Annotated in this window: 24 protein-coding genes and 3 tRNA genes; 7 read left to right on the top strand and 20 right to left on the bottom strand. The window is 35.5% G+C overall.

The window, feature by feature from the left end:
* The first annotated feature begins 39 nt into the window (after nucleotides 1–39).
* Genes BMX24_RS13085 through BMX24_RS13070 form a run of 4 tightly spaced genes read left to right on the top strand, consistent with a single transcriptional unit; the run spans nucleotide 40 to nucleotide 6,071 of the window.
* Nucleotides 40–2,058 carry a TonB-dependent receptor plug domain-containing protein gene (locus BMX24_RS13085; protein WP_089793407.1) on the top strand — a complete coding sequence of 673 codons (2,019 nt, stop codon included), beginning with the start codon at nucleotides 40–42 and terminating at the stop codon, nucleotides 2,056–2,058.
* A complete protein-coding gene (locus BMX24_RS13080) occupies nucleotides 2,055–3,191 on the top strand; it encodes a YncE family protein (RefSeq protein WP_089793405.1) in 1,137 nt (378 codons plus the stop codon). Before BMX24_RS13085 ends, BMX24_RS13080 begins: the two co-directional genes overlap by 4 nt.
* Nucleotides 3,192–3,204: 13 nt before the next feature.
* On the top strand, nucleotides 3,205–4,401 hold the full coding sequence (locus tag BMX24_RS13075) for a cell surface protein (protein ID WP_089793403.1): 1,197 nt from the start codon (nucleotides 3,205–3,207) through the stop codon (nucleotides 4,399–4,401).
* Nucleotides 4,402–4,433: 32 nt separating this feature from the next.
* Nucleotides 4,434–6,071 (top strand): T9SS type A sorting domain-containing protein, encoded by a 1,638-nt coding sequence (locus BMX24_RS13070; protein ID WP_089793400.1) that lies wholly within the window; start codon nucleotides 4,434–4,436, stop codon nucleotides 6,069–6,071.
* Nucleotides 6,072–6,454: 383 nt separating this feature from the next.
* Here the strand turns inward: BMX24_RS13070 and BMX24_RS13065 are convergent.
* From BMX24_RS13065 to BMX24_RS13035, 7 genes are all read right to left on the bottom strand, one after another.
* A tRNA-Glu gene (locus BMX24_RS13065) sits at nucleotides 6,455–6,526 on the bottom strand.
* 89 nt (nucleotides 6,527–6,615) lie between these two features.
* Nucleotides 6,616–6,687, bottom strand: a tRNA-Glu gene (locus tag BMX24_RS13060).
* Nucleotides 6,688–6,698: 11 nt separating this feature from the next.
* Nucleotides 6,699–6,953 carry a 30S ribosomal protein S20 gene (rpsT, locus tag BMX24_RS13055; protein WP_076391798.1) on the bottom strand — a complete coding sequence of 85 codons (255 nt, stop codon included), beginning with the start codon at nucleotides 6,951–6,953 and terminating at the stop codon, nucleotides 6,699–6,701.
* A gap of 67 nt (nucleotides 6,954–7,020) precedes the next feature.
* On the bottom strand, nucleotides 7,021–7,341 hold the full coding sequence (locus BMX24_RS13050) for a hypothetical protein (protein WP_089793399.1): 321 nt from the start codon (nucleotides 7,339–7,341) through the stop codon (nucleotides 7,021–7,023).
* A gap of 602 nt (nucleotides 7,342–7,943) precedes the next feature.
* Nucleotides 7,944–8,954, bottom strand: a complete 1,011-nt coding sequence (locus tag BMX24_RS13045; protein WP_089793397.1) for a hypothetical protein — start codon at nucleotides 8,952–8,954, stop codon at nucleotides 7,944–7,946.
* Between the two features lie 594 nt (nucleotides 8,955–9,548).
* A tRNA-Glu gene (locus tag BMX24_RS13040) sits at nucleotides 9,549–9,620 on the bottom strand.
* Nucleotides 9,621–9,676: 56 nt separating this feature from the next.
* Complete coding sequence (locus BMX24_RS13035) at nucleotides 9,677–10,963, bottom strand: N-acetylmuramoyl-L-alanine amidase family protein (RefSeq protein WP_089793395.1); 1,287 nt, start codon at nucleotides 10,961–10,963, stop codon at nucleotides 9,677–9,679.
* A gap of 65 nt (nucleotides 10,964–11,028) precedes the next feature.
* On the opposite strand from BMX24_RS13035, the gene BMX24_RS13030 reads away from it, so the two are divergent.
* From BMX24_RS13030 to BMX24_RS13020, 3 genes are all read left to right on the top strand, one after another.
* Entirely contained in the window at nucleotides 11,029–13,617 is a 2,589-nt protein-coding gene (locus tag BMX24_RS13030; RefSeq protein ID WP_089793393.1) for a putative LPS assembly protein LptD, read from the top strand.
* A gap of 68 nt (nucleotides 13,618–13,685) precedes the next feature.
* The gene (locus BMX24_RS13025; protein ID WP_089793391.1) at nucleotides 13,686–14,066 is read left to right on the top strand and encodes a RidA family protein; all 381 of its coding nucleotides are present in this window, start codon (nucleotides 13,686–13,688) and stop codon (nucleotides 14,064–14,066) included.
* The gene (locus tag BMX24_RS13020; protein WP_089793389.1) at nucleotides 14,066–14,518 is read left to right on the top strand and encodes a hypothetical protein; all 453 of its coding nucleotides are present in this window, start codon (nucleotides 14,066–14,068) and stop codon (nucleotides 14,516–14,518) included. Before BMX24_RS13025 ends, BMX24_RS13020 begins: the two co-directional genes overlap by 1 nt.
* A 153-nt stretch (nucleotides 14,519–14,671) precedes the next feature.
* Here the strand turns inward: BMX24_RS13020 and BMX24_RS13015 are convergent, their stop codons facing one another.
* From BMX24_RS13015 to BMX24_RS12945, 13 genes are all read right to left on the bottom strand, one after another.
* A complete protein-coding gene (locus BMX24_RS13015; protein WP_089793387.1) occupies nucleotides 14,672–15,052 on the bottom strand; it encodes a hypothetical protein in 381 nt (126 codons plus the stop codon).
* 44 nt (nucleotides 15,053–15,096) lie between these two features.
* Nucleotides 15,097–15,510 (bottom strand): hypothetical protein, encoded by a 414-nt coding sequence (locus BMX24_RS13010; RefSeq protein WP_089793384.1) that lies wholly within the window; start codon nucleotides 15,508–15,510, stop codon nucleotides 15,097–15,099.
* Nucleotides 15,511–15,512: 2 nt separating this feature from the next.
* Entirely contained in the window at nucleotides 15,513–16,628 is a 1,116-nt protein-coding gene (locus BMX24_RS13005; RefSeq protein ID WP_262485645.1) for an RHS repeat-associated core domain-containing protein, read from the bottom strand.
* A gap of 373 nt (nucleotides 16,629–17,001) precedes the next feature.
* Nucleotides 17,002–17,244 carry a hypothetical protein gene (locus tag BMX24_RS12995; RefSeq protein ID WP_089793378.1) on the bottom strand — a complete coding sequence of 81 codons (243 nt, stop codon included), beginning with the start codon at nucleotides 17,242–17,244 and terminating at the stop codon, nucleotides 17,002–17,004.
* Between the two features lie 5 nt (nucleotides 17,245–17,249).
* A complete protein-coding gene (locus tag BMX24_RS12990; protein ID WP_262485644.1) occupies nucleotides 17,250–18,287 on the bottom strand; it encodes an RHS repeat-associated core domain-containing protein in 1,038 nt (345 codons plus the stop codon).
* A 182-nt stretch (nucleotides 18,288–18,469) separates the two neighbouring features.
* Entirely contained in the window at nucleotides 18,470–18,877 is a 408-nt protein-coding gene (locus tag BMX24_RS12985; protein ID WP_089793374.1) for a hypothetical protein, read from the bottom strand.
* A gap of 362 nt (nucleotides 18,878–19,239) precedes the next feature.
* Nucleotides 19,240–19,518, bottom strand: a complete 279-nt coding sequence (locus BMX24_RS12975; RefSeq protein WP_089793370.1) for a hypothetical protein — start codon at nucleotides 19,516–19,518, stop codon at nucleotides 19,240–19,242.
* Nucleotides 19,519–19,539: 21 nt separating this feature from the next.
* A complete protein-coding gene (locus BMX24_RS12970) occupies nucleotides 19,540–20,619 on the bottom strand; it encodes an RHS repeat-associated core domain-containing protein (RefSeq protein ID WP_262485643.1) in 1,080 nt (359 codons plus the stop codon).
* A gap of 151 nt (nucleotides 20,620–20,770) precedes the next feature.
* On the bottom strand, nucleotides 20,771–21,244 hold the full coding sequence (locus BMX24_RS12965) for a DUF6896 domain-containing protein (RefSeq protein WP_089793366.1): 474 nt from the start codon (nucleotides 21,242–21,244) through the stop codon (nucleotides 20,771–20,773).
* Nucleotides 21,245–21,254: 10 nt separating this feature from the next.
* On the bottom strand, nucleotides 21,255–21,566 hold the full coding sequence (locus BMX24_RS12960; RefSeq protein WP_139176844.1) for a ParB N-terminal domain-containing protein: 312 nt from the start codon (nucleotides 21,564–21,566) through the stop codon (nucleotides 21,255–21,257).
* Nucleotides 21,488–21,694 carry a hypothetical protein gene (locus BMX24_RS21520; RefSeq protein WP_089793362.1) on the bottom strand — a complete coding sequence of 69 codons (207 nt, stop codon included), beginning with the start codon at nucleotides 21,692–21,694 and terminating at the stop codon, nucleotides 21,488–21,490. Before BMX24_RS21520 ends, BMX24_RS12960 begins: the two co-directional genes overlap by 79 nt.
* Before the next feature lie 28 nt (nucleotides 21,695–21,722).
* A complete protein-coding gene (locus BMX24_RS12950) occupies nucleotides 21,723–22,205 on the bottom strand; it encodes a hypothetical protein (RefSeq protein ID WP_089793360.1) in 483 nt (160 codons plus the stop codon).
* 1 nt (nucleotide 22,206) lies between these two features.
* The gene (locus BMX24_RS12945; RefSeq protein ID WP_170835710.1) at nucleotides 22,207–26,304 is read right to left on the bottom strand and encodes a DUF6443 domain-containing protein; all 4,098 of its coding nucleotides are present in this window, start codon (nucleotides 26,302–26,304) and stop codon (nucleotides 22,207–22,209) included.
* Nucleotides 26,305–26,312 lie beyond the last annotated feature (8 nt).

The following is a 26,312-nucleotide window of genomic DNA, read 5'->3' as shown; positions in this document are numbered from 1 at the left end:
CTTATATCCATTAGCGTCATCATTATTCTTAATGAGCTAATGGTGACAAAATTTTTTACATCTCAACTTCATAAGGTGGCTATCACAGTTTTTGTGTTGGCTGCTCAGCTTATATTTTCACAATCTAAGGACAGTCTTAAGGAACATACAATCATTCCTGTCAATATTCAGAAGAAAAATTTTAAAGAAATTCTTCCTGCACAGGTGTTGTCGGGTGAAGAGCTGGAACGGCTCAACAGTCAGTCGGTTGCTGATGCGTTGAGGTATTTTTCGGGAGTCCAGATTAAAGATTATGGCGGAATTGGCGGCTTAAAAACAATCAATATCCGAAGTATGGGAAGTCAGCATGTTGGTGTTTTTTATGATGGAATTCAAATCGGGAATGCCCAGAATGGAGTCGTGGACTTGGGAAGATATTCTTTGGATGATCTGGAGGAAATTTCTCTCTACAATGGTCAAAAAAGTGAAATTTTTCAACCTGCAAAAGATTTTGGTTCGTCGGGTTCTATTTATTTACAACCAAAAATTCCAATTTTTAAAGGAAACAGAAAAACAAATCTCGTTGTAAGATTTAAAAATAGTTCCATTGATTTATTTAATCCGTCTTTTCGTTTAGAACAGAAAATTTCGGAAAATATTTCAGCAAGCTTCAGTTCAGAATTTATCCAGAGTGATGGCGTTTACAAATACCGTTACACAAAAAAATACCCCGACGGAGAAATTGCTTACGATACAATTGCCAAAAGAATGGATTCTGATATTCATGCAAAACGTTTTGAAACAAGCCTTAACGGAACAGTCAATAATGGAAGCTGGAATGTCAGAGGATACGGATATTTATCAAATCGTGGAATTCCTGCAGCGATCGTGAACAACCGTTTCGACGGAAGAGGTCAAAGACAGGCCGATGAAAATTATTTCGTACAAGGAACTTTTAAGAAAAAAATATTCCCAAAACTGGAAACTCAATTAAAAGCCAAGTTTGCTTATGATTATACCCATTATGTTGATACGGTCTCGTCCATAAAAATTCAGAATCAATATATACAAAGAGAACTGTATGTGTCTTCCTCCAATTTGTATTCCATCACTCCGAATTGGGATATCAGTGCGAGTGTAGATTTTCAATATAATAATCTGAACGCAGACTTGGTTAATTTTTCTTTTCCGACGCGATACACGACACTGGCTGCTTTTGCAACGACGTATGAATGGAAACGGATTAAATTTTTAGGAAGCGTTTTAGGAACTTTCGTTTCAGAAGATGTCGAAAAAAATTCAAAATCTCCTGACAGAACAGAATGGACGCCCGCAGCTTTTCTTAGCTATAAACCTTTCAATGCTCATGATTTTACGGTAAGAGCTTTCTACAAAAGGATTTTCAGGATGCCGACTTTCAATGATCTGTATTATACGATGATCGGAAATGTGGCTTTAAAACCGGAATTTACCAATCAATATAACTTTGGATTTACGTATCAAAAAAGATTTAAAAGCGAAGTTTTCCAGAGAATTTATGCTAAAGTTGACGGGTATTTCAATAAAGTGGAAGACAAAATCATCGCCGCCCCCAACGGAAGTATGTTCCGGTGGACGATGCTGAATCTGGGAAATGTTGAAATTTTGGGGACGGATGTGAATATTCAGGGAGATTTTAAATTCGGAAATGTTAAAATAAGACCATTATTAAGCTATACTTTCCAGAGAGCAAGAGATTTTTCAGATAGGGAAGAATCCTATTTCGGGCATCAGATTCCTTACACGCCGTGGCACAGCGGAACTTTTTCTCTGATGTCTGATTACAAAGACTGGAGTTTCAATTACAGTTTTGTTTATGTGGGCGAACGTTATGATGTCAATCAGAATAATATCCAGTACAACTACATCCAGCCCTGGTACACCCATGATTTATCGATTCAGAAAAGATTTAATTTAAAATCACATCAGTTTAAAGCCAGTTTTGAGGTCAATAATATTTTCAACCAATATTATGATGTGGTTTTGAATTATCCTATGCCGGGAAGAAATTTTAAACTTATTGTAAGCTTTACCTTATGAAAAAATTAAACTTTTATCTTATAATTTTTGCTTTTATTTCACTGATTTCATGCAGAACGGATGAATACATCACTCGTGAAGAAACAGAATCAGGATTGGCAGCACCGGAAAATACGGCGATCAAAGGATTTTATTTGTTGAACGAAGGAAATATGGGAAGCAACAAAGCAACACTGGATTTCTTTGATTATACCACAGGAACTTACCACCGAAATATTTATGCTGAAATTAATCCGAATGTTATCAAAGAACTTGGCGACGTTGGAAATGACATTCAGATTTATGGAAATAAACTGTACGCTGTCATCAATGTTTCCAATAAAATTGAAGTGTTGGATGCAAAAACGGCGAAGAGAATTAAGACGATTAATCTTGAAAACTGCCGTTATATCACTTTCAAAAACGGAAAAGCTTATGCAACAAGTTATGCCGGTCCTGTGGTTCTCGATCCGAATGCACCGCTTGGGAAAGTCGTGGAAATTGACACCGCTTCTTTAGCGATTCAAAGACAGGTGACGGTTGGATATCAGCCGGAAGAAATTGAAGTGGTCGGAAACCAGCTTTTTGTCGCCAATTCCGGAGGATATAAATTCCCGAATTATGACAGAACCGTTTCTGTGGTTGATTTAAATTCCTTTACGGAAACCAAAAAAATAGACGTTGCTATTAATCTTCATCGGATTAAAAAAGACAATTACGGCGATCTGTACGTGACTTCAAGAGGTGATTATTACGGCATTCCTTCAAGTTTATTTTTACTTGATGCAGCAACAGGAACAGTAAAAAAAGATTTTCATGTTTCGGTAAGTGAAATGACCGTCGTGAACGACAAACTTTATTATTACGGGAATGAATTTAATTACACAACCCATACTTACAAAAAATCTTTCGGGATCATTGATGTGAAAACCGAAGAAATTATTTCTAATAAAATCATCGATCAGGAATATGTAGATATGATCAAAACACCTTACGGAATTGCTGTCAATCCCATCACGGAAGATATTTACATAACTGATGCGAGAAATTACGTCTCCACCGGATTTGTCTATTGTTTTGATAAAAACGGACACTTCAAATGGAAAACTGAAGGCGGAAACATCCCGGCACACTTTACTTTTTTATACAAATAAATCAAATTTAAATATGAAAAAAGATTCTATTAACATGATGAAAATCGCTCTTCTTTCAACGGCTCTCGTGGGAACAATTGCCTGTAAAAGCGACAGAGACGAAGAAGAATGGAGCTTCAGCGGACTGGAAGAATCATATACGATTGATCGTTTTAAGGTATTAAATATCGATACGAAAGGTGAAGGAAATTTTACATGGAGCATTAATGATTCCATTATTTCCCAGGATTCGCAGCTGGATTTTATCAGTCCGGTGGTGAAAACGTATCCTTTACGATTAAAAATAGAAATTAACGGATCGGTAAAAACATACAATTCATCCATTATCGTAAAACAGGAAGCAGAAACCTACAGCAAATATATTTCCAATGTTTTTGATTTTCGACCGGCGGTAGGGCAATTTACAAACGAAATTCCCGAGTTTCAAAACGGAGATTCTTACAGCCAGATGCTTCAGAAGGCTAAAGAATCTTTGATAGGAGGGAGTTCTTCAATGCTTACCCTTGGAGGTTTTGGTGGTTACGTTGTTTTCGGTTTCGATCACACCATCCCGAATATGAATGGCAGGGATTTTAAAATTCTTGGAAATGCCTTTTGGGGAAATGATGCAAGCCAGCCACGCGCCGGATCTTGTGAACCCGGAATCGTTATGGTGGCCTACGACAGAAATAAAAACGGAAAACCTGATGAAAACGAATGGTACGAAATCGCAGGGAGTGAATATTTTAAAAATACAACCATAAAAGATTACAGTATTACTTACTTCAAACCCGATGAAAATAAGCCTCCCGTGGCCGGAAGTGAATTTTGGGAAGCTGATGTAGAATATATAAAATGGCAGGACAATCTGGGGAATTCAGGATATAAAACAAAAAATGCCTTCCATGCACAAAGTTACTATCCATTGTGGCTGAGTGATACTTCTTACAGTTTTACAGGAACAAAACTTCAGAATAATTTTTATGATCAAAGCGGAACGGGAGTTTATTGGATCGGGAAATCCTATGACTTCGGATATGCAGATAATGCTCCTAATAATGATGAAGCTTCCAATATCGATATTTCTTGGGCAGTCGACAGAAACGGGAAATATGTAAAACTTCCCGGGATTGATTTTGTGAAAGTATACACAGGAATCAACCAGGAAGCGGGATGGGTAGGTGAGGTTTCGACTGAAGTGGCCGGAGCTTATGATCTACATCTTAATTAAAATTCAACAATAAAATATATAATTAAATTAAAATGAAAAAAGTTTATTTTTTAGCAGCGGTTTTTTTGTCCACGTGTTTTGCAAATGCTCAATCGGTCTTTACGGACGGTTTTTTTATGGTCAATGAAGATTGGTTCGGACATACCAACGGATCGGTGAATTTCATCAATAACAATGGAAATGTTAATTACAGAGTATACAGCACTGTGAATAACAACCAGGCTTTTGGAGCGACGACACAATATGGCGCGATTTACGGAGATAAATTTTATTTTATTTCAAAACAAGCTGCAGACGGGGGAGATACCCAATATACTCCGGGAGGAAGACTGGTGATTGCTAATGCTCAGACCATGCAGAAAATCGCTGGCTTCAATACGATCGGTGGAGGAGATGGAAGATCTTTTGTCGGTGTGAATGAGCATAAAGGGTATATCGGAACATCCAACGGAATTTATGTTTTTAATATTGATAATTTGCAGGTCGGAAGTTTGATTCCTACGACAGGAGGAGGAAGTCAGTACGCCGGGCAAATCGGAAATATGATCAGAACTTCTCAGTATGTTTTTGCCGTAAAGCAATCTGCGGGAATTTTGGTGATCAATCCAAATACGGATACGGTGGTTACTACGATTTCAGGCTCGTTTCACTCGATTGTTCAGGCGAAAGACGGAAGTGTTTGGGCTATTCAGGATCAGAAAGTGGTGAATATTAATCCTTCAAATTTTGCTACAACAGCCTACAATATCCCTACAACAAAATACCTGGGATCTTGGGGCGCCTGGAATGCAGGAAGCTTTAGTGCAAGCAATCAAAACAATACATTATATTGGATCAATTCTGTGAATAGTTTCGTTTCAGGAACCCAGATTGTTAAATTTGATGTGACCAACAAGACTTTTAATGAAAATTTTGCAGTTATTCCGGGACAGACAGGAACGTACAAACAAATTCCTTACGGAGCTGCTTTGAGGGTAAATCCTATCACCGACGAATTGATTTTGAATACTACTGAAAGTGGTTTTGGAGCACACTATCTCAACAACTGGATTCATACTTATAATAACAGCGGGGTGTTAACCAATACAAAAAAACTGGACGATTATTATTGGTTCCCTGCGATGGCGGTGTTTACGGATAATGCGGCACCTGTTGTCAGCAATGCATTTCCTGCAGAAGTAAATGTAAACAGTGTGACAACAATTGATTTGAAAACTGTTGTTTCCGATACGGATAATCTGGCGGCGGCGGTTGTGAAATCTGTAAAATCAAATACGAAGCCTTCAATTGTTTCGGCAGCGATCAACGCAAACGATGAATTGGTTCTTACGCCTCATGGAAACGGAAATTCAGAGATTGTAATTGGTTTTAATTCCAATGGAAAAGTGGTTGAAAAAACGATAACAGTGACAAGCTTAAGCTCAGTCTTGTCCACAGCTGAGGTTAAAAAATTAGAATTCAGTATTTATCCGAATCCGGCGACTGATATTCTCAATATCCGAACTCAGGAGAAAGTTTTAAGTATTTCTGTATACGATATGGCTGGTAAATTAGTGAATGTTCAGTTCAGCAATGGGCAGATCAATGTAGGGATGCTTCCGAAAGGAGTGTATATCCTGACAGCAAAAACTGATAAAGCAGTGTATCAACAGAAATTGATTAAAAACTAATCTTTAGTAGCATATCCAATTTTGTTTGCCTCCACCTTTTGCCTTTGGTGGGGGCTTTTTTTGTTAATTTAATTGATGGCTCTAGAGAATAGAACAAGGCGTTAAAAACCATATTTTTTTACTGTTGAATGATAAATTGATTAAGTAGTATTTAGAACAATTTTAACCAAAATCTTACTTATCAAGAATATTCTACGAGACAAATACTTAGGAAATGTGAATGAATGGGCAAACTGAAATACCAAATAAGGGGTCTAGATAGAGAAATTGATTAGAAAATTAAAAAATTATGATATTTAAATTTGAAAATAAATGACGGTAAAACTAATTCACCATAAAGAGAAATAAAAAAAGAGATCCAAAAAAATGAATCTCTTTTTAAGTAGCCCGTAGGGGAATCGAACCCCTCTTACCAGAATGAAAATCTGAGGTCCTAACCGATAGACGAACGGGCCATCTACCAACGTTAAAATAACGGGTTAGTTTTTTGTTTTTATAAGTTTACAACTCTTATAACAACCACTTGGTTAGCAGTGATTATTTGTAGCCCGTAGGGGAATCGAACCCCTCTTACCAGAATGAAAATCTGAGGTCCTAACCGATAGACGAACGGGCCAACTATACTTATTAAGCTAGTTTATTAACGTGCTTAGTTAATTTGCTTTTCAAGTTAGCCGCTTTGTTTTTGTGGATGATATTTTTCTTAGCTAATTTATCCAACAAAGAGATAACCTTTGGCAATTGCTCTGCAGCAGCAGCTTTATCTTCTTCATTTCTCAATACTTTCATTGCTGTTCTAGCAGTCTTGTGGTAGTATCTGTTACGAAGTTTTCTTACTTCGTTTTGTCTAATTCTTTTTAATGCTGATTTATGATTTGCCATATCGTTCAAATGTGAGTGCAAAAGTATAAACTTTTTTTTTATTCACCAAATTTATCTTAAAAATTTTTTAATTTTCTTCTGATAAATATTTTCTCAGTTTATCAATCGCTTGTTCTATTTTAAAATTCTCTTCTTCTCTTTCTATTTTCTTGATCGTACTGGTGAGCATGATCATAGCGTTGTTCCATTCTCCAGTAGTATTGGTGAAGGTAAGTCCGTCAATCGTTACTTCAAAAGCGACCCTTTCTCCGGTCCTGTAAAGTCTGAAACTTATTTTATCATCTCTGCCTGTTATCCCATCTTCATTGATTTTTAAATCGTAACTTTTTGGGTTAGAGTGGATTTTCTTAAAAAGCAATTTCGCTTCTTGTATTTTTAAATCCGGCATGATATAAAATTTAATGTCCTTTTTGAGGAATTATTCCGATTCCAAATCTCTTTAAAAGCTTGTAATCCCCTTTAAGGAGGTGCAAAGATAATATTTTTTTCTTTGAAACAAAACAATAATTTATCTTGGAATGAAAATTATTTATAGGTCAATTACTGACAATTTTTACTTCAATTGTAGGGTGAAGTTTTTTTCATATTAAAAAATTAACGAATAATTTAGCTGTCGGTTAGGTTATATTTATTAAAATAATCAGTCCCAAATTAAAATTTGTAGGGGAGAAGAAGTACAATGAATACTGGAAAACAGAATTCAGTACCACTATGTGCAAATGTAACAAGCCTAGAGATACTATCATTCTTTTCTGTTTGAGAAGCAAGTAAGTTTACAAAGCTTGAAGATATTTATAATCTCCAGTGAAAAAGCACTGGAGATTTTTTATGCTGTAAATGTAACAACAAAAAATACCAAAGGAGGGAAACCTCTGGTATTTATTAGAAGGAAATTTTACATTCTATGATTCATTTACGCAAGATTTAACAAGCTGAATAAACTTTTTCTTCACTTATTTATTTTTATGTTTTTAAAATCGATATCCTTAATTATTTCTGGTATTCCACAAAAATATAGCCTTGTCCTCCGAAGCCTAAAGAATCTCCGTCAGCTATATGATAATTGATTCTGTAATAAGTCTGGTCAGTGTAGGAAAAGTACATGAACTGACTATGACCATCATTGTAACAGTCAATATATGTTGCTGGAACAGTTGAGAAAGAAGTTCCTACTGTAATAGGATAATTGAGTTGGAACCCACCTTGACCAGTAGCTTGTGATGTGCCATATTGCCCATGAACAATTCCAATATTATTAGCTCCAGTAATTGATCTGGCTTGTATTGTTGTATAGGGACCTGTTCCTGGTGAAGAACATTGCCCCGGTATTACTTTAAATTCTAATGTTCCTATCTGAAGCGTTGGGCTTTCTGTAACCGTAGCATTAACAGGGTATGAAACAAATCTTGTTTGTATTGGTGCAGCACTCTGAACCACTACATTTCCGGCAGCATCTATCCCTAAAGCAGAAGCGTTAGCTGTAGCCGCAGTAGAATTGTTGATGTTAGAAAATTTCAATCCTGAAGTACCGTTTGTACCCGATGCTATTTCCAGTTTTGCCGTTGGAGTAGCAATACCCACCCCTACGTTTCCGGTTCCTGTGAATCCTAAGTTGTTTCCGTTTAAGTTTACATTTCTTACGCCTGCAAGGCTTCCGTCGGCATTGTAAATGTTAACTCCGTTTCCTGTAGCCATTTTCACCCATACTGTTCCATCAAAATAGTAAAATCCTATGGTATCTACATTGGCGGTTGTTCCTGTAGCACTTCCTGTAGCAATGTTGTTTACATAAATCATTGTAGAAGTGGGTACTGAGGTCATGCTCTGAGCACGCTGTCTGTCGACTCTCGGAACTAAAACGCCATCTACTGTAGTGGACGTTCCGGTAGGTTCTTTAGCTGTAATGTCAAAAGAAGCGGAAGGTGCTGTGGTATTGACGCCTACTTGCGCGAAGATCTGCACAGAAAAAGATACCATAGCAAGTACAAATAATTTTCTCATTGTATCAAGGTTTTAAAATTTAATTAAAATAGGATAAGAAGACCATACTCGTTCTGGTTATAGATATACCGTTATGTTCTTAACGATGCCAAAAGTTGTTTTCTGCAATTCTGGTTTTTGTGTATTTGGTAAATTGGTGTAGAAGATATTTTCTACTGGTTAAGTAGAGTTATTTATTAAGAATTGTATGAATTAATTATTAAGTAATTCTGGTGATTTCCTATAAGCAGTATGGTTATGAGTCTTTTTGTTATTATGTTTTTTTATTCCTGTACCAAAATTATACTAATTATTATTGTTAAGATCATCTTGTTTGTACCAATCATACTATATGTTTGTACTAAAAATACTACAAGAAAGTCTCTACGTGTATAGTTTTTATTGTAGTGATCTTATGACAGGTTTGTGGTATAGATGCTAGAAGGTTGAGAATGTCAAAATCTAAGGGAAGAGATAAATTTGTGAAATCAAAAATAAAAATTCGGAATTCGTCTTGTCCGAATGTTCTTTTAAATCCGTGGAGATTCCGCTGCCTTTTGGAATAAAAAAATCCCTGAACTTTGTATTGATCAGGGATTGGGTGGTGTAGTTTAGTAGCCTATAGGGGAATCGAACCCCTGTTGCAAGAATGAAAATCTTGAGTCCTAACCACTAGACGAATAGGCCGAATTTTGAGGTTGCAAAAGTAATAATTAACTTTTTAACTTCAAAATTATTTTATATTATTTAGATACTTTTTGAATCACGGAATTCTTAATTCCCTTAGCTTCAATATCTTTTTGTAGCTTCACTGCATCTTCCAGAGTATACACTTTTCCGTAGGTATAGTAGAATACGCCGTCTTCTTTGTTTCTTTCTACATCTTTTAAGGTTTGCAGGATAAACGAATTTCCGTTCAGTTTGTCACCGGCATAGACCTCTAAGGTGTAGTAGCCGCTGTTGAATTTTTGATTAGGCATAAATCCTACGGCATACGCATTTCTGAAGCCTGCATCTTTCGCAGTTTTAATATTGATATCTCTTACGGAAGCAAGATTCGTTACTCCGTAATAATATTTGTATTGTCCGTTTTCTTTGATAGGAAGAATATAATTAAGTCCTTTCAATGCAGGATCTCCTTCATTATATTTTGTCGGTGAGCTTAAAAGGAGGATTCTGAAATCATTTTTCAAAGCAATTTCAGCTAATCTGTCCGGTTCAGGTTTTTTCGTTATCACAGGACCTCCTGATTTTCTGTCTACCGCTTTTTTATAATCAATAATTGCATTGAAGATACTTTCTGCAATTTCGGTCTGCCCTTTATCAGATGCCAGATAATGGCTTTCTTCCGGATGGTTGATGAATCCGGTCTCAATAAGTACCGAAGGCATCGCATTCATACGAAGCACGTGTAAGTTTTTCTGAAAAACGCCTCTTGAAAATCTTTTGTCTTTATTTACAAAATTATCTTCAACCAATCCTCCCAAAAGCAGACTTGATTCCAGATATTTGCTTTGCTGAAGTTTCAGGGCAATCAAAGATTCCGGAGAGCTCGGGTCGTAAGATCCAAAGGTCTGTTTATCTTTTTCGTCTAAAAAGATCACGTCATTTTCCCTTTTTGCCACTTCAAGATTGGTATCGTTCTGATCCGGCCCCTGTACATAAGTTTCCGTTCCGTACGCTGAATTTCTTACTGCAGAATTACAGTGAATCGATACAAAAAGATCCGCTTTGCTTCTGTTGGCAAGATTGGTTCTATCCGAAAGTGATGGATATTCGTCGATTTTTCTGGTATAAATTACTTTAAAATCTTTATTTTTCTCAAGCATTGCCCCAACTTTAAGGGTAATAGCAAGAGTAACATCCTTTTCAGCAATCCTCCCGATATCGGCATAAGTTCTGTTTGCTCCATGATCGCTTCCCCCGTGTCCGGCATCTAAAACAATGATAAATTTCTTTTGCGAAAAAATAAAGTTGCTAAGAAGTATGAAGAGAAATGATAAAATTATTCTAAAATTTACTTTGTGCATCTTACAGTTTTAAAAATTATATTAATTTTGAGCCTTAATTATATACATTAAATATAAACAAAAAATTGGTCAAAACCGTCTTCAAAAATATATTACAAATTTTAATTATCCTAATTTTTAACAATTTTTTAGCACAGGAAACGCCTGAAAAATTGCCTAAAAATGCGGTGAATGATACTATTTCCAAAAAGGATACCATTGTTCTGAAAAAAGAAGCTTTGGATGATGTTCTTCAGACGAAAGCAGATTACAACCGTAGAGATTTCCAGAAAAAGATGATTTATCTGAACAAAAATGCGCAGGTAAAGTATCAGGATGTGCAGATAGACGCAGATTATATCTCGATAGATGAAGAGAAAAATCTCATGTTTGCAAGAGGAAAACAGGATTCTTTAGGAAAATTTATAGAGCCTGCAGTGATCACTCAGGCAGGGAAAAAGTACGAAACAGATCAGTTTCAGTACAACACAAAAACCAAACAGGCTATTGCATTCAATGCCCGAACGGAGGAAAGTGAAGGGGTGATTGTTGCCGAAAAAACAAAAAAGTATAATGATTCTGTCTTTGCTATGAGACGGGCCATCTATACTACAGACGATTATTTTATCAAGAAAAAAGATACGGCAGCAGATTATTATCTAAAGGCTTCCAATATCAAATTGGTAAAAACAAAAAATAAATCTTCAATTATCTCAGGACCTATCCAGATGTATATTGAAAATGTTCCGACTCCTTTGATCATGCCTTTCGCTATTTTGCCGTTTTCGGATAAAAGATCGGCAGGTATTCTGATTCCGAGTTTCGGGGAAAGACAGGATGTTGGTTTCTTCCTGAATGGTTTAGGATATTATCAGCCGATCGGAGAACACTTTGACCTTAAAGTACTTGCAGACCTTTATACCAAAGGAAGCTGGAACCTGAGGCCGGAAATGAATTATGTTAAAAAATATCGTTATTCCGGGAATTTCTCAGCCGATTTTGGGACGATGGTTCGTGGGATCAAAGGATTGGATGATTACAGCAAGACAGGAACTTACCGAATTGCATGGAGACATACCCAGGATACGAAAGCAAATCCTTTCCTTACCTTCTCTGCTTCAGTGGATATTGTAAGTACAAAATTCTATAACAATACGCTGAACAACAATTATATTTTAAATCAAAACGTATTAAACACTCAGCAAAACTCGACCGTAACTATTACCAAAAGGTTTTTAAAACTTCCTATAACCATCACGGGAACGGCTTCTTATTCTCAGAATTTTGCAACAGGATTGTCTGATCTTCGTTTGCCACAAATGAATATTGCGATCAATCAGTTTTATTTATTTAAATCTAAAACAGGGGTAAGACAGGGGTTGCTGGAGAATTTAACGGTAAATACGGGAATTAATTTAACGAATTACGTTCAGACCGACGAAGGCGAACTTTTCAAAGCAGCAATGTGGGACAAAATGCAGACAGGACTGAAAAATAATATCGCTTTAGGTACCAATACTACAATTGCGAAATATTTCACATTCAGTTTAGGAGCTAATATTGATAATGCTTTAACAACGAAAACCGTTAATAAATTTTATGATCCTCTTCAGAATAAAGTCGTGACAGAAACTGATAAGGGGGTTACGGGATATTCTACATTCTCCACGACAGCAAGTATTCAGACCACTTTATATGGAATGCTGAAATTCAGAAAAGGTTCTACAATTGAGGCAATAAGACATATGATGACGCCGAGTATCGGCTTTACTTATTCTCCTGATTTTGGAGGTTCAGGGTTTGGATATTACAGAAATTACTATGACGCGAATGGTGCTTTGACGCCTTATTCAATTTTTGAAGGAGGAATCGTAGGAAGCCCGTCAAGCGGAATGGTGGGAGCTTTAGGATTCAATATCGGGAACAATATCGAGATGAAAGTAAAGTCTAAAAGTGATTCGACAGGTGTGAAAAAAATTAAAATATTTGAATCATTGGGGCTTTCGGGAAGCTACAACTTTGCAGCGAAAGATCATCCTTGGTCGATTTTTACCATTAATGGGCAGTCTTCTTTCTTTAATAATAAATTAAGTGTTAATACAAGTTTATCGCTTGATCCGTATAAAATTATTTACCTTCCGGGGCAAGAGACGGGAATCCGTACGGAAGAGTTTGGATATTTTAGTATTCAGGGATTCAATGTACAACTGTCGTATCCTTTGAGCAGCGAATTGTTTGGTGAGAAAACCGATTATGCTAAAAAATATAAAGCGAAAGGGGAGATCAGGAATGAAAATTATTATTTTGATGATGATAATTACGCTCACTTCGATCAGGCATGGACTTTAAATGTAAATGCCAACTACGCCTATACGAGAAGTACAGCATCAAGAACACCGACAAGACTGGCTTCAATTGGTCTGGACGGAAGTCTTAAGCTGACTCCTTTCTGGAATATCAACGGAAGCACACATTACGACCTGGTGACCAAAGAATTGGCATATACGAGAATTGGTTTTTCGAGAGATCAGCGAAGTTTTACCATTAATTTCAACTGGGTTCCGTTCGGTCAATATAAGGTGTATGACTTCTTTATTGGTATCAAAGCCAATATCTTAAGTGATGCCCTGAAGTACAAAGACAGAAGTTTTACTCAACCAAATGCACCATTCTAGCATCAGATTTGATATTTGATTATAGAAATAGAATATAAATTTTATATTTGCACCCAAAATAAATTCTAATGAAAAAAATAATCAACACTGTAAATGCTCCTGCAGCTATCGGACCTTATTCACAAGCCAATATGGCAAATGGTGTTTTGTACATCTCCGGTCAGATCCCTGTAGATCCTGCAACAGGTAAGTTAGTGGAAGGAATTGAAAAAGAAACGCATCAGGTAATGAAAAACCTTGAAGCTATTCTTACAGAAGCTGGAATGACTTTTAAAAATGTTGTAAAAGCAACGATCTTCCTTAAAAATATGGATGATTTTGCTGTAATGAATGATATTTATGCTTCTTATCTAGACGCAGAAAGTTATCCTGCCCGTGAAACGGTACAGGTTTCATGTCTGCCAAAAAACGTTGATATCGAAATTTCTATGATTGCACATCAGGATTAATGAACTTTTTTAGAAATACATTGGCGGTTATTGTAGGTCTTGGGATCGCCGGACTTATTATTACTCTTGGTATAAGAGTGTTTCCGCAATGGGTTACTTTCGAAGCTTTTGCTCCGTTTGAGCATTGGCAAAGATTTCTTCAAAGTATGCGGAATAATGATGCTTTCTTTGGTTTTCTTTTGTTTATTTCCGGATTGGGAACTACAATTGGAGGAGTTGCAACAGCAATGATCGTTAAATACGCTAAAGTAGCTTACGCTATTCTTATCGGTTTCATTATGCTTTTCATAGCCATGTTGGATGTGATTGTTTTCCCGTATCACCCTACATTCTATAAGATCTCTATTTTCCTTACATTTTTCCCATTTTCATGGATTGGAGGTAAAATAGTATCAATCATCTATGAACGGAAAAGAAAAAGAAGAATCGCTGAAAAAATGAATAAATCATAAATAGAAACGCTGCAAATCTGCAGCGTTTTTTGTAAGTAGCTTGTCCTTTCGTAGGATCTAGATTGTTGATATTTAGCTTGTTGGGATTTTTATCAAAAGATTATTTTGTCTAAACTTTTGGGTGCAGTCTATTAGAGATTATCCGTTATTAATTTATTTTCTGCAATATTTTTTATACGAAAGTCCCGGTATAGATTTTAGATCTGTTATTGGAACTTCTTTATTTGATGGATCATCAAGCTTTTGAACTGTACCATCTCTCCAATGAGTAATTGAGGTTTTTAAAATACTTGCTTTTGCTTTACAATCAATTTGTAGGTAAAACTCTGTAAATGCTATTCCTGGGCTATTTTCTAGAGATTCTTCTACTTTATGCCAAAGGTTAACTTTATCTCCATCTTTAGTTTCAAATTTTTCATATATTTTACTATTATACTGTCCTTTAGTTAGAAATTTATACTCATTTGTTTTTTGAGCATATATTGAGAAGGATGTAAAAATGCCTATCACAAATAATTTATGTTTGCTTATCATTTAACTTATACTTTATTCATTATTCATTATTCATAGAGATTTGATTATCTCTCTAAGATTATATTATTAATTTTGGAACTATCAACCTTAATAGGTAACTCATTAATTTTCCACCCATTTAAAGGAACTAAAGAGAAGCTGTTTATGGGATAAATATCTAAAAGAACATTATTTTCAGGTATTATTGAATCAAAAACTAATAGATATTTTTGACCTTTTTTTAAATCTAAATTTATTGTATTAGAATACTTTATACTATTGACAAAATATTCATAATCAACACCAATTCCATTAGTATCTTTATGATGCCAATCACTTACTGTTAGTGCTATTGTATATTTTTTTCTTTTTGATATATCTTTGAGTCCATCTGACGAACTTAAATACCAGTACCCAATTACAATAATAACTAGGGAAATTAGAATCAAATGAAAGTTTTTATCAATTATCTTTTTCATCCTTATTTTTTTATCTTATTTTCTATAACAACATCTGTTGTATTAAAATAAACTCCAGGTAATAAGACCGTACCAAAATAGCCATTTAAAGAGCCATTTGTTAATCCATTATAATTACCTACTCCCATTCCAAAAATACCCGTTAACGCTTTCATACTATTTATACCAAAATCATTCATAAATCCTTTTTTCCCACCATCATAATAAGAAGTTCCAAAATTATTTACCATATTTCCTGTATAATTTAACCAACCAACTTTAATAGCTCCAAAACCTTTTCCTCCTCCTATAAAAGCATTGATTCCAGTTTGTTTCCAGTCTATACTTCCTTTTATAGTTTGTTGTAATGCCATGTCAGTGACACCTCTTATTAAAGCTCCTTGCAAATAACTAGCAACAGTTTCACCTCCAAGTGTTGCAATATAAGAACCTGCAAACGGTGCAACTAAAGCGCCTCCAAACATTAAATAAAAATTTCTTTCTATTTTATCTGCACCTGTTCTTGTTACTTCACTGTAATAAAATGCTCTGTTTTGTTGTAAGTTCCAGTCCATTTGTGCACCTGTAAATAAGCTCATCATAAGAAATTGATTGAAATCAAGATTATTCCCTATGTTCCATGTGTTTTTATTTCCTCTGGCATTAATGGTTACTTCTGGTACTATTGCATCTATTCCCCCAAAATTATCCCAAAATGACATATTATCACCTACAAAGTTGCCTCCTCCTGTCTCCCAAGAAGACAAAGCATTTTCTAGATAGCTTAGTTTCCCACCGCCCTGCATATAGGAAAAAGCTCTTTCTGCATCTGATCCGTTAAGTGACCAGTTTTCTCCTTCTCTGTGAATATCTCTTCCATCCGGATCTGTGAAAGAAATGGGATTATTCAGCACATAGGCATAAGGACTTGCAGCATGAAACTTCTCTGAAAGCTGATCTATTCCGTTCCATCTTGCAATATCGGGCATATAATCTCTCCAGCCGTAGCTGTACATACCTGTTTCCTGAAGCTCTTTACTGTTATATTTATTGTTTTTATAGCTTCCCTGCCCAAAAAATGCAGTTCCGGTTTTCAGATGATTCATTCCGAAAGGATAATAATCATTAGAATCTGTGATTTCAAGAGCGCTTGCGCTGTTTCTTGCGAAACATTTTTATTTAAATTAGGGTATTGATTTCAATACCCTAATTCTTTATAACACTCTCACAACTTATAGAGTATAAGGAGTATAAAACTTTTGTCCTAAAAAAGGTAGCAATTCCACTCCTCCAAAAAATGTTCTAAAACCTATGAAGTGCATTTAACAAGAAAAATAACAAATGCAAACATTACAAACATTCCTGTACCGTATCTCCATCCATCTTCTTTCTCGCTATTAACAATTTCTTTATAGCTGCGTTTATCACCGATAATCTTTCTCACCAGGTAATAAATGTTATTTCCTATTAAGGTGGTAAAAATAATCTGAAAAATAACTTCAAAAATTTCCATTAAAGAAGATCAAAAACATACAGTATAGAGACAATACCATACGCCAAAATAGAAAATACAAAAAGACCAATAAAAAAATTATAAAAGCCTTGGGAAAAACTGGCGCCTATATCCTCCTGATCGGTTTCAAAATCCTTCTTTTTTACATTTTTATTAAAAATCCTGAAAAAATAATATCTAGTATTCACACCAAGAAAGCCTATTACTAGACCCCTGATGAATATTTCAAATAAAATCTCCATAATTATTATTTTTTATCTTTAGATTTAAACATATTTCCAAAAAATTTAACAATTGCCGGTGCTTTCATACCGCTTTCCACCTGACCATTTACATAGCCAATTCCTTTATTCAAATTTCTGTTTAGCAGGCCTCTTGTTGCAGGAGTTGCTCTTGCTATTGCAGTTCCTTTAAATACACGTGAAAATTGTGCTGCATTCATCTTACTTGCAATATTAAGACCTTCTACTGCAAACTCTTTTACTACTTTCAAACTTCTCACGGTAGAATAAATTGTTGATAGTGTATTGGCAAAGCCTTCTTCCTGGTGGTAATTCGGAGTCCCATCTAAATTACCATAATTTCCTCCAAACGGACTTTCCCATTCAGGGCGTTCCATTAATCCTCCATCAAAAACCTGTGCGAAAGTATAAGCATCATTTACCGTCTTATATGAGAACTTTAACGCAAAATTATCAGAGTTAGCCCATTGTTCAACTTTATCTAATTTGTGTTCGCTAAAGGTAGTCATTACACCAATATGCTTATTTAAATGATTAAAAATAGCATTTTTGTCACTATTAAAAAAATAATCACCGGTAAAAGCATGCTTCAATTTTGAACCTTGTATTGTAAGCTCGGGAAGATTCTGTGTAAGAGAATAATCATTGGTATTGGTTTGTATTTCGTTGAATACACTGCCGATAGGACCATTGATGCCATTTTTATATTTCTTAAAGAAAGCTCCAAACTCACTAGGGTCGAGGTCTATCCTGTCACCTCCCTGAGAAACGCTGTACAATCCCGTAGGATCGGCATAATTGGCCGGATTATTCATTGCAAAATGGAAAGGTGTCTGGTCTGCATAATCTTCCGCAAGGGCATCCATTCCTGCAAATCTACCTATATCAGGCATATATCCACGCCAGTCTGTTGCATAGATCCCCGTTTCCTGAAGCTCCACCCCATTATATTTATGGTTTTTATAGCTTGCTTGTCCAAAGAACGCTGTTCCCGATTTCAAATGATTCATCCCGAAAGGATAATAATCATTAGAATCTGTGATTTCAAGAGCGCCTGCGCTATTTCTTGCGAAACATTTTTATTGAAATTAGGGTATTGATTTCAATACCCTAATTCTTTATAACACTCTCACAACTTATAGAGTAAGGAGTATAAAACTTTTGTTCTAAAAAAGGTAGCAATTCCAATAAAGGAGTGTCCAAACTTTTTGGACACCATCCTTTATCAACTTTGAAACAATATTTTATCATGTTTAAGATTAGAATCATAATTGAAAATCCTATCTTGGTTAATCCATTTATTTTCACCAATTAATATTCCTCCTGCAATTACATAATATTTAGATTCGTCTGACTTAAGCTCAAATATTCTCATATCAAATATTAAAAGATCTTTATTAATTTCTTTAGGTAATGCTTCTGATGTAATCTCTCTGATATTTATGCCTAAAAGGTCAGACGGTAAATTAATGTAACTCACTGCCCAAAATTCTATATCTATATTAGACGAAATACTTTCGGCATAATCATCTTGATCAGGATATTTCATTTCACTACGCAAAATCAGAGAAGAATGACTTACCATATAAGCCCATATTCTAAATTTTCTGTTCGATTTATAAAGTGTTTTCATAATATTGTATTATAAATTAATAACCATATGGTGAAAAATTAGATAATATTTCATAATTGTTTCCAACTTTTCTGTAAAATTGTGTCTTATTTAATAGGGTGGGATTACTAAATACTTCGTGCATCTCCCAATTAGTCACATTCCTATTTCCTACAAAACTGCCAGCTTTAAACTTTGAGAATTGATATTTACTAAATCCTGTCACATTAAAATGAAGTTTATCATAAGAATGCATAGCTCCCAATATTTTATCTTGTTGTAAACCGGTTGAAAATGCTTTGTAAGTATCAAAATTATTGATAAATAGAGCATTGAAAAATCAATACTCTATTTATTTAAAATGCTATTGTTACATATTCATATTAAGCGTCATTTATTCCATATTCATACAATCTTTTAGCAATGTCTTCTATTGAAGGTGAATAATCTAAGCTATCTATCCAATCAGATATAAATTCTTTTGCTAAAAAGACTTCAATAAGATAGTAATATTCAGTATCATTCTCTTTTTTAATCCCATTATCTCCGTCTTCCGGATATGACAGAATTATATCTGATTTATAATCATTCAGATCTTTTAAAAAAATGATTGAATCTTCATCAACCTCGTCAATGTTACTTATTAAATCAATTAAATTCATAAATATTATTTTTAATTTTTCTTATTTTCCCCAAATTGAAAAACCTCCTTTATTTCCGGGATGCATAATACTCCAAAATGAGCTTCCAACAGTATGTTGTGGTTTAGGAACTAGCTGCATTATACCTTCATCCACGTGATGATGCCAAACCCAATTCGTTGGAGATTTCCCTAATATAGACCCTGCTGGTGATCTTGGAATAGTAATTCCAAGATTTTCAATGCCCGAAGCAAATTTTGCATCTGATACCATGGCAGCTTCAAGTGCTTTATTTGCTTCACGAAAATGACCTCCTCTATATATCCCAGGATAAGAACCTTCAGAAAGTTTCATTTCATAAGCAACTGAATAATAGGTAGCTTTTTCTTCCGCTAAGGCTAACTGTGGTTTCTTTAAAGCAACCGCCGCCAGAATCCCTACGCCCATCGCAAGGTATCTATTTTCAGGCTCCCAGTTACTCATTATTTGTCCTGCTATATCAAAAATACCAATGGGATCATTAAGACCTCCAATCATGTCAACTCCTCTATCATTTCTCACCCATGCCATTCGATCAAAAGGTTGCTGTTGCATTCCCAAATAGGTAGACAGGTGCTGCTGAATCCCAAAACTCAACGTTAAACCAGTAAGGGCGGCATTTCCCTGATAGCTTTTAGGGGCAGAAAGCACAAGCTCGGGAAGATTCTGTGTAAGAGAATAATCATTGGTATTGGTTTCTATCTCGTTGAATACACTGCCTATAGGACCATTGATACCGTTTTTATATTTCTTAAAGAAAGCGCCAAACTCGCTGGGGTCAAGATCGATCCTGTCTTTCCCTGGAGACTCGTAGTACAATCCTGTAGGATCGGCATAATTGGCCGGATTATTCATTGCAAAATGGAAAGGCGTCTGGTCTGCATAATCTTCCGCAAGGGCATCCATCCCTACAAATCTACCTATATCAGGCATATATCCACGCCAGTCTGTTGCATAGATCCCCGTTTCCTGAAGCTCTTTACTGTTATATTTATGGTTTTTATAGCTTGCTTGTCCAAAGAACGCTGTTCCCGATTTCAAATGATTCATCCCGAAAGGATAATAATCATTAGAATCTGTGATTTCAAGAGCGCCTGCGCTGTTTCTTGCGAAACATTTTTATTGAAATTAGGGTATTGATTTCAATACCCTAATTCTTTATAACACTCTCACAACTTATAGAGTATAAGGAGTATAAAACTTTTGTCCTAAAAAAGGTAGCAATTCCAAACTTTTATTGATAATTATTTTTAGAAAATTCTAATTGTGGTATATAATAACTCAATACATTTTCATGGATATTAATGAGAAGTCTCTTCTCGACTAATTGATTGATAACAGCCGTAAAATCATTATGACTCATTTTCGTATAAACTAGTGTAATATAATCATAAAGTGATGATATAGAAAAAACAGGTAGAACACTTTCGTTTATTGGTTCAATATTAAATGAATATTTTATTTCATTAATAGTAAAAGTTACGCCTGTTCCATGAATATGATATTCAACATCTTCATTTTCTAAAATAAAATTCCCTTCATGACTTATAATTTTTAATTTACTAGCTCGTAGCGGTAAAATAAAGTGATTGATATCTTGTAAATCCAAAATCTCATTTAATTTAAAATTGGAGATGAGTGCAAAATTTAGTTTAATACATTTTGCTCCGTATGATTGTATAAAATTATATATTTTCGAGTTATCCATTTTTTATTTTTTAATGTCCAAACGCTTTAAGAAGTTCACTTATATTACTAAACCCTGAATGTTGGGAAATTTGACTTGCAGGTATTCTTTGATATGGAATAGAGCCTTCATATCCCATTTTGATTGCTGCTTCTATTCTATGGTGACCATTCAAAATGAATGTTTTACCTTCTGCTTGAACAACTTTTATTGGCTGAGAAAATACAAAAGGATCATTTTTAGCTAATTTGCCTGCTATGTCATCTATTGCTTTAACGCTTTGCATTCCAAGTTCGGTAGAAATCCAATTTTTAGCTTGACCAACTGTTGCCTCTCTAACCATTCACAGTTATTATGCACTAAAATCCCTTTCTCAGAAACATAATAATTATGGTTGCCTTCAACCTCAAAGTTATAAACTTTTACTTTTCTAATAAAAAGAGATTGATCAAAAATCAATCTCTTTTTCATTGTTTATTTAGTTATCAAAATATTTTTACTAATACATTCTGTTCCTTGGATTTAAAAACCATCTTCCTTCTTTCTTATATAACATAATATTATAAATTAATATTTTAGTAAAAAAAGCAGGATAATTAGAATCTATTTTTAATAGAACTTTAAATCCATCTATTTTCTGAATACATATAAAATTAGTTTTGGGATAATTACCTTCTTTTTTATAATTAAACTTTTCATAATCATTACAAAGTTCATAAAAATCATTTGGATAAATCTCATCATATTTATTATTGATAATGGAAATAACCCTATCTGAAGTTACAAGTAAATAAGAGTCATGTAAATCACACTCTAATATTGGTAATTCATTTGACAATAGAGATGCTTTTGTTGGGACATAATTATCCTCTAATAAAATTGTGTGCATTTTATCATTAAATGTTGTCCAATCTTCAGGTTTTTTATCAACACTTCTAAGAGTAATTTCCAAAACCTCTTTTTTAAATTCTTTTGCTTTCATACTAATGTAAAACTTTTTCCCAAAAAACTGTATCTCCCTCTCTACTAAAATAATATCCCAGTTCGTCTGCCCATCCTCCATGCTTAAGGAAAGAATTATGAACCATATTGAACTGTATACGAACTTCACTCATTCCATGTTTTCTTGCCATACCTTCAGCCGTTTCTGTTAATGCTTTCATTACACCATTTCTGGGGGCACTTGAGCTTCGTAATATAGCATTAACCTGCAGTTCCATAACATCTCCTGTAAACCATCCCATATTAATACTAGCATCGATGTTTGAAACGTATTTACCGAAATGACCCATAAATTCAGTCATTAAAGAACAATCATTATGCACTAAAATCCCTTTCTCAGAAACATAGTAATTATGGTTACCTTCAACCTCAAAGTTATAGACTTTTACCTTTTTATCCAAGAATTTGATAGATTCTACAGGAGAAGTTGTTCCGTCTAAAGTAGTTAGAAGTGTACCTTTTGTTAGGTTTTTGGCTTCTACCCAGTTTCCGTTTACATAGAAAGGATGTTCCGGCGTACAGGTAATTTCCGTGCCGTTTACAGAGATTTTCACTAATGAAGAAGAAGTATTGCGGGATAACTCAACTACTTTTTTCAGTTCTTTTTTGCCTGTTTCTTCATTGTAGCTCCATACAAGATCGCCTTCTTTGATGTTTTCAATCTTTTTACTGCCTTTTTCTGTGGCTACCAGAGTTCCTTCTGTGAAGCATATTTTTAATAATCCGTTGCTTACTCTTCCTAATGGTCCACATAGATAGCGACTCAATCCTGCTGCTCTCCAACCTGCTGCCAAAAATTCCCCACCAACCATAGATGCCGGCAACTCCAAAAATAAGAAATTCTCCGCTGCAGAAACAGATTGCCCTACTTTAGTGTCTTCTATTGCGCCATAGAGTCTTGTTCTGGCTTCACTTAGATTTTGATCGGCTTGCCAGTTTTTCATAAAGGAGTTATAATGGCTCTGCATCTGGCTTCCCCATCCGGAACTGTTTCCTGTAAGTACAAGCTCGGGAATATTCTGGGTAAGAGAATAATCATTGGTATTGGTTTGTATCTCGTTGAATACACTGCCTATAGGACCATTGATGCCATTTTTATATTTCTTAAAGAAAGCTCCAAACTCACTAGGGTCGAGGTCTATCCTGTCACCTCCCTGAGAAACGCTGTACAATCCTGTAGGATCGGCATAATTGGCCGGATTATTCATTGCAAAATGGAAAGGCGTCTGGTCTGCATAATCTTCCGCAAGGGCATCCATCCCTACAAATCTACCTATATCAGGCATATATCCACGCCAGTCTGTTGCATAGATCCCCGTTTCCTGAAGCTCCACCCCATTATATTTATGGTTTTTATAGCTTGTTTGTCCAAAGAACGCTGTTCCCGATTTCAAATGATTCATCCCGAAAGGATAATAATCATTAGAATCTGTGATTTCAAGAGCACCTGCGCTGTTTCTAGTGTAAGAAACCCTTACATTTCCTAAATGGTCAACGTACTGGTAAATATACTGATCTTTTTGATAGTCATAAAACCCCTCTGCCGTAGGGAAAAATTGAAGATCAGGAGTTTTCAGAGCAAAAGTACTTCCGTCAATAGGCTGAATCGTTGGGTCCTGCACCGTAATCGGAGTATCAATGCTAAATGCTTGTGGCTGCATTGCCCTCATGGAAAACATGTCAAAACCTCCACTTGGTGGCGTCAAAGTACCGGAAGAGAAATACTGGAAGCCATCCAGATAATCCGTAACGCTTACTGTCGTTGTACTGCCGCTAAAACCTGTCGTAACGGTTGTATTCTCTTTTCTTAGCTTGGTTCCATCTGCTCTGTATTTGGTACTGATGGTAACATCTTCATTTCCATATCTATTGAGATGTAAATTATTAGGCAGATTCAGGTAATTGTACTGGATAGAATTGATTCCTTTATCCGGCATACTCAGCATATTCCCGTTCTGGTCATAAGTGATGGTATTTCCGCCGCCTTCATATCCTGTCGGGTTCTGGGAAGCATCATTGATTGTTTTTACCTGATTTCCTGCGTAGGCATAATTCAGATTGTCGATTACCGTTGCGGTGTTGCTGCCAAATTCCGTTACGGAAGTTCTGTACAGGTTGCTGATATTTCCATTCAGATCATATGATAATGATTCCGTACTTTCTTTGCTGTATGGGTTATTCGGGTTTTGGTAATAACCAGCCGTCAATCTGTTTAACGAATCATAGGCATAGCCATATCTTTTTGGGGTAGAAGACGGATTAACGCCTAAAGTTTCCACGGCTCTCCAATCTACTTCTGTAATGTTTCCGTTATATCTGGCTTTTACATCTTTTCCTGAGAATAACGTATTATCAGGATTGATGATTCCATCTTTTTGAGTGTATTTTATTTTGTAAGAAAATAGTTTTCCACCCAAATCAGCTAAAGGCATCTCGTTTTTATTAATATCAGTGAGCCACCCTCTGATATTATAGGCATAATCAATACTTTGCAGGTTGTTTCCAACTTTTTTGCTTTTGAGCTGAGAAAGTTCGTTATAGGTATTATCAGCCAACAATTCTTCAGGCTTGTCATCTACTTTGTGATAATGTTTTAAAAGCCTGTTTTGAGAATCATATACAAAACGTTCTTGTACTGTTACCCCGTTTTCACCGTTTTTTCTTGCATAATAGGTGTTCATTCTCTGAGGAACTCCGGCAAAATCAAGCTCGATTTCGGTTTTGGTATAGCCTCCTAAATGATTAATGGAATGAGTTCCGATTACTCTTCCTTTGGTGTCGTAGTAAGAGTAGTTTTTTGTCCAGATGTCATCTTCGATATTCTTTACATAAGAGGCTGTCGGCAAGCTCTTGGTACTTATCGATGAATTTTGAGCATCCTGAGATAAAATCTCTTGTCCAAAAATTGGGAGTGGCATTGCAGGTGCCCCTGCGGGATAAGTATCGTAATAATTAACGGTTAGTGCTTTTTCAAAAGAAGGAAAAAAATCATTGCTGTAATAAATCTGCATTCCATTTTTAGTAAAACCATTTGAGTTGGGAGATTCTGTTATTATTCCATTACCGATCATTGTCTGCATATTGGTTCTAGTGCTGCCCGCGACAATTCCTGTAATAATTACTCTCCCTAACTTATCATATTTGGTAAAAAACCATTTACTAGAAGGACGCATAGCTTCATCCTGAGTGAAAATTAGCCTGTCTGCATTATCATATACCATATGCTCCCAACCTTTTCCGGGAATCTTTTTTTCGACCAGACGATTCCTTCGGTCATAGCGGTATAGGTAACATAATTCTTCCTGTCTGTCAACACTTGTGGCAATATCTCCACGGATGCTTGCCAATGGAGGAATGACATAAGCCTGTTGGTTGTATTTGTTGTACACATAATAGGTGTCTGCATATTCATCATTGGCTATTACTTTTCTTACTAATATGGTTTGTCCCTGTCCGTTTCTAAACTCTATGGTTTGATTTCCGTCTTCATCTTTTACAGAGTTTTTATACAGCTGGGCATCGGCATACAGCCAGTTTTCCCCTAACGTGGTTTTAGTTGCTCCGTTTTCCCAAATGGTAGTAGTCGTGAATTTTCTTACCTTGTCTGCGGCCGTATTGAATTGATAATCAAATTTTACAGGCTTACCTGTCCAGTCATTTCCGACCTGAATCTGCTGTTGGATCCGGTCTAATGGTGAGTTTTCCAATACTTTCTCAGCAAAGATCTTTTCTGAACCGTAAGTGGAGAAAGCATTACCGAGTGGGGAGGTGTAGATCTCCCCATTCTGTGTTCCCGATTGGGGAATAGGAAGAAAGTCTTTGGTCTGCCTTCCATACTGATCATATTCGATATGGGTAACAATATCTTTTCCCAAAGGAGATGTTTTTATGCTTATCTCCTGTTTGGGTCTTCCCAACCCGTCAAAATACTGAACGTTTTCTGCTTTCTTTACACAGTCTGCATCTAAACAGGTTTTGGACTGCACATAATTTTCAGTATTGGTTTGTGCATATCCCATTTTGCCTACAAGCAATAAGCCGGCTATCGATAATGCTTTTATTATTAAATGTCTTTTCATGGGGATGT

It is taken from the genome of Chryseobacterium wanjuense, from assembly GCF_900111495.1.
Classification (GTDB): Bacteria; Bacteroidota; Bacteroidia; order Flavobacteriales; family Weeksellaceae; genus Chryseobacterium; species Chryseobacterium wanjuense.
The sequence above is the reverse complement of the archived record's forward strand: the minus strand, read 5'-3'. Positions and strand labels throughout refer to the sequence as shown.

Coding starts and splice junctions, on each gene's coding strand:
- BMX24_RS12945 (WP_170835710.1), bottom strand. CDS start 26,304: ATGAAAAGACATTTAATAATAAAAGCATTATCGATAGCCGGCTTATTG.
- BMX24_RS13025 (WP_089793391.1), top strand. CDS start 13,686: ATGAAAAAAATAATCAACACTGTAAATGCTCCTGCAGCTATCGGACCT.
- BMX24_RS21520 (WP_089793362.1), bottom strand. CDS start 21,694: ATGAAAAAGAGATTGATTTTTGATCAATCTCTTTTTATTAGAAAAGTA.
- BMX24_RS13050 (WP_089793399.1), bottom strand. CDS start 7,341: ATGCCGGATTTAAAAATACAAGAAGCGAAATTGCTTTTTAAGAAAATC.
- BMX24_RS13085 (WP_089793407.1), top strand. CDS start 40: ATGGTGACAAAATTTTTTACATCTCAACTTCATAAGGTGGCTATCACA.
- BMX24_RS12975 (WP_089793370.1), bottom strand. CDS start 19,518: ATGAATTTAATTGATTTAATAAGTAACATTGACGAGGTTGATGAAGAT.
- BMX24_RS13010 (WP_089793384.1), bottom strand. CDS start 15,510: ATGAAAAAGATAATTGATAAAAACTTTCATTTGATTCTAATTTCCCTA.
- BMX24_RS13020 (WP_089793389.1), top strand. CDS start 14,066: ATGAACTTTTTTAGAAATACATTGGCGGTTATTGTAGGTCTTGGGATC.
- BMX24_RS13070 (WP_089793400.1), top strand. CDS start 4,434: ATGAAAAAAGTTTATTTTTTAGCAGCGGTTTTTTTGTCCACGTGTTTT.
- BMX24_RS12965 (WP_089793366.1), bottom strand. CDS start 21,244: ATGGATAACTCGAAAATATATAATTTTATACAATCATACGGAGCAAAA.
- BMX24_RS13080 (WP_089793405.1), top strand. CDS start 2,055: ATGAAAAAATTAAACTTTTATCTTATAATTTTTGCTTTTATTTCACTG.
- BMX24_RS12950 (WP_089793360.1), bottom strand. CDS start 22,205: ATGAAAGCAAAAGAATTTAAAAAAGAGGTTTTGGAAATTACTCTTAGA.
- BMX24_RS13045 (WP_089793397.1), bottom strand. CDS start 8,954: ATGAGAAAATTATTTGTACTTGCTATGGTATCTTTTTCTGTGCAGATC.
- BMX24_RS12960 (WP_139176844.1), bottom strand. CDS start 21,566: ATGGTTAGAGAGGCAACAGTTGGTCAAGCTAAAAATTGGATTTCTACC.
- BMX24_RS13075 (WP_089793403.1), top strand. CDS start 3,205: ATGAAAAAAGATTCTATTAACATGATGAAAATCGCTCTTCTTTCAACG.
- rpsT (WP_076391798.1), bottom strand. CDS start 6,953: ATGGCAAATCATAAATCAGCATTAAAAAGAATTAGACAAAACGAAGTA.
- BMX24_RS12995 (WP_089793378.1), bottom strand. CDS start 17,244: ATGGAGATTTTATTTGAAATATTCATCAGGGGTCTAGTAATAGGCTTT.
- BMX24_RS13015 (WP_089793387.1), bottom strand. CDS start 15,052: ATGATAAGCAAACATAAATTATTTGTGATAGGCATTTTTACATCCTTC.
- BMX24_RS12985 (WP_089793374.1), bottom strand. CDS start 18,877: ATGAAAACACTTTATAAATCGAACAGAAAATTTAGAATATGGGCTTAT.
- BMX24_RS13035 (WP_089793395.1), bottom strand. CDS start 10,963: ATGCACAAAGTAAATTTTAGAATAATTTTATCATTTCTCTTCATACTT.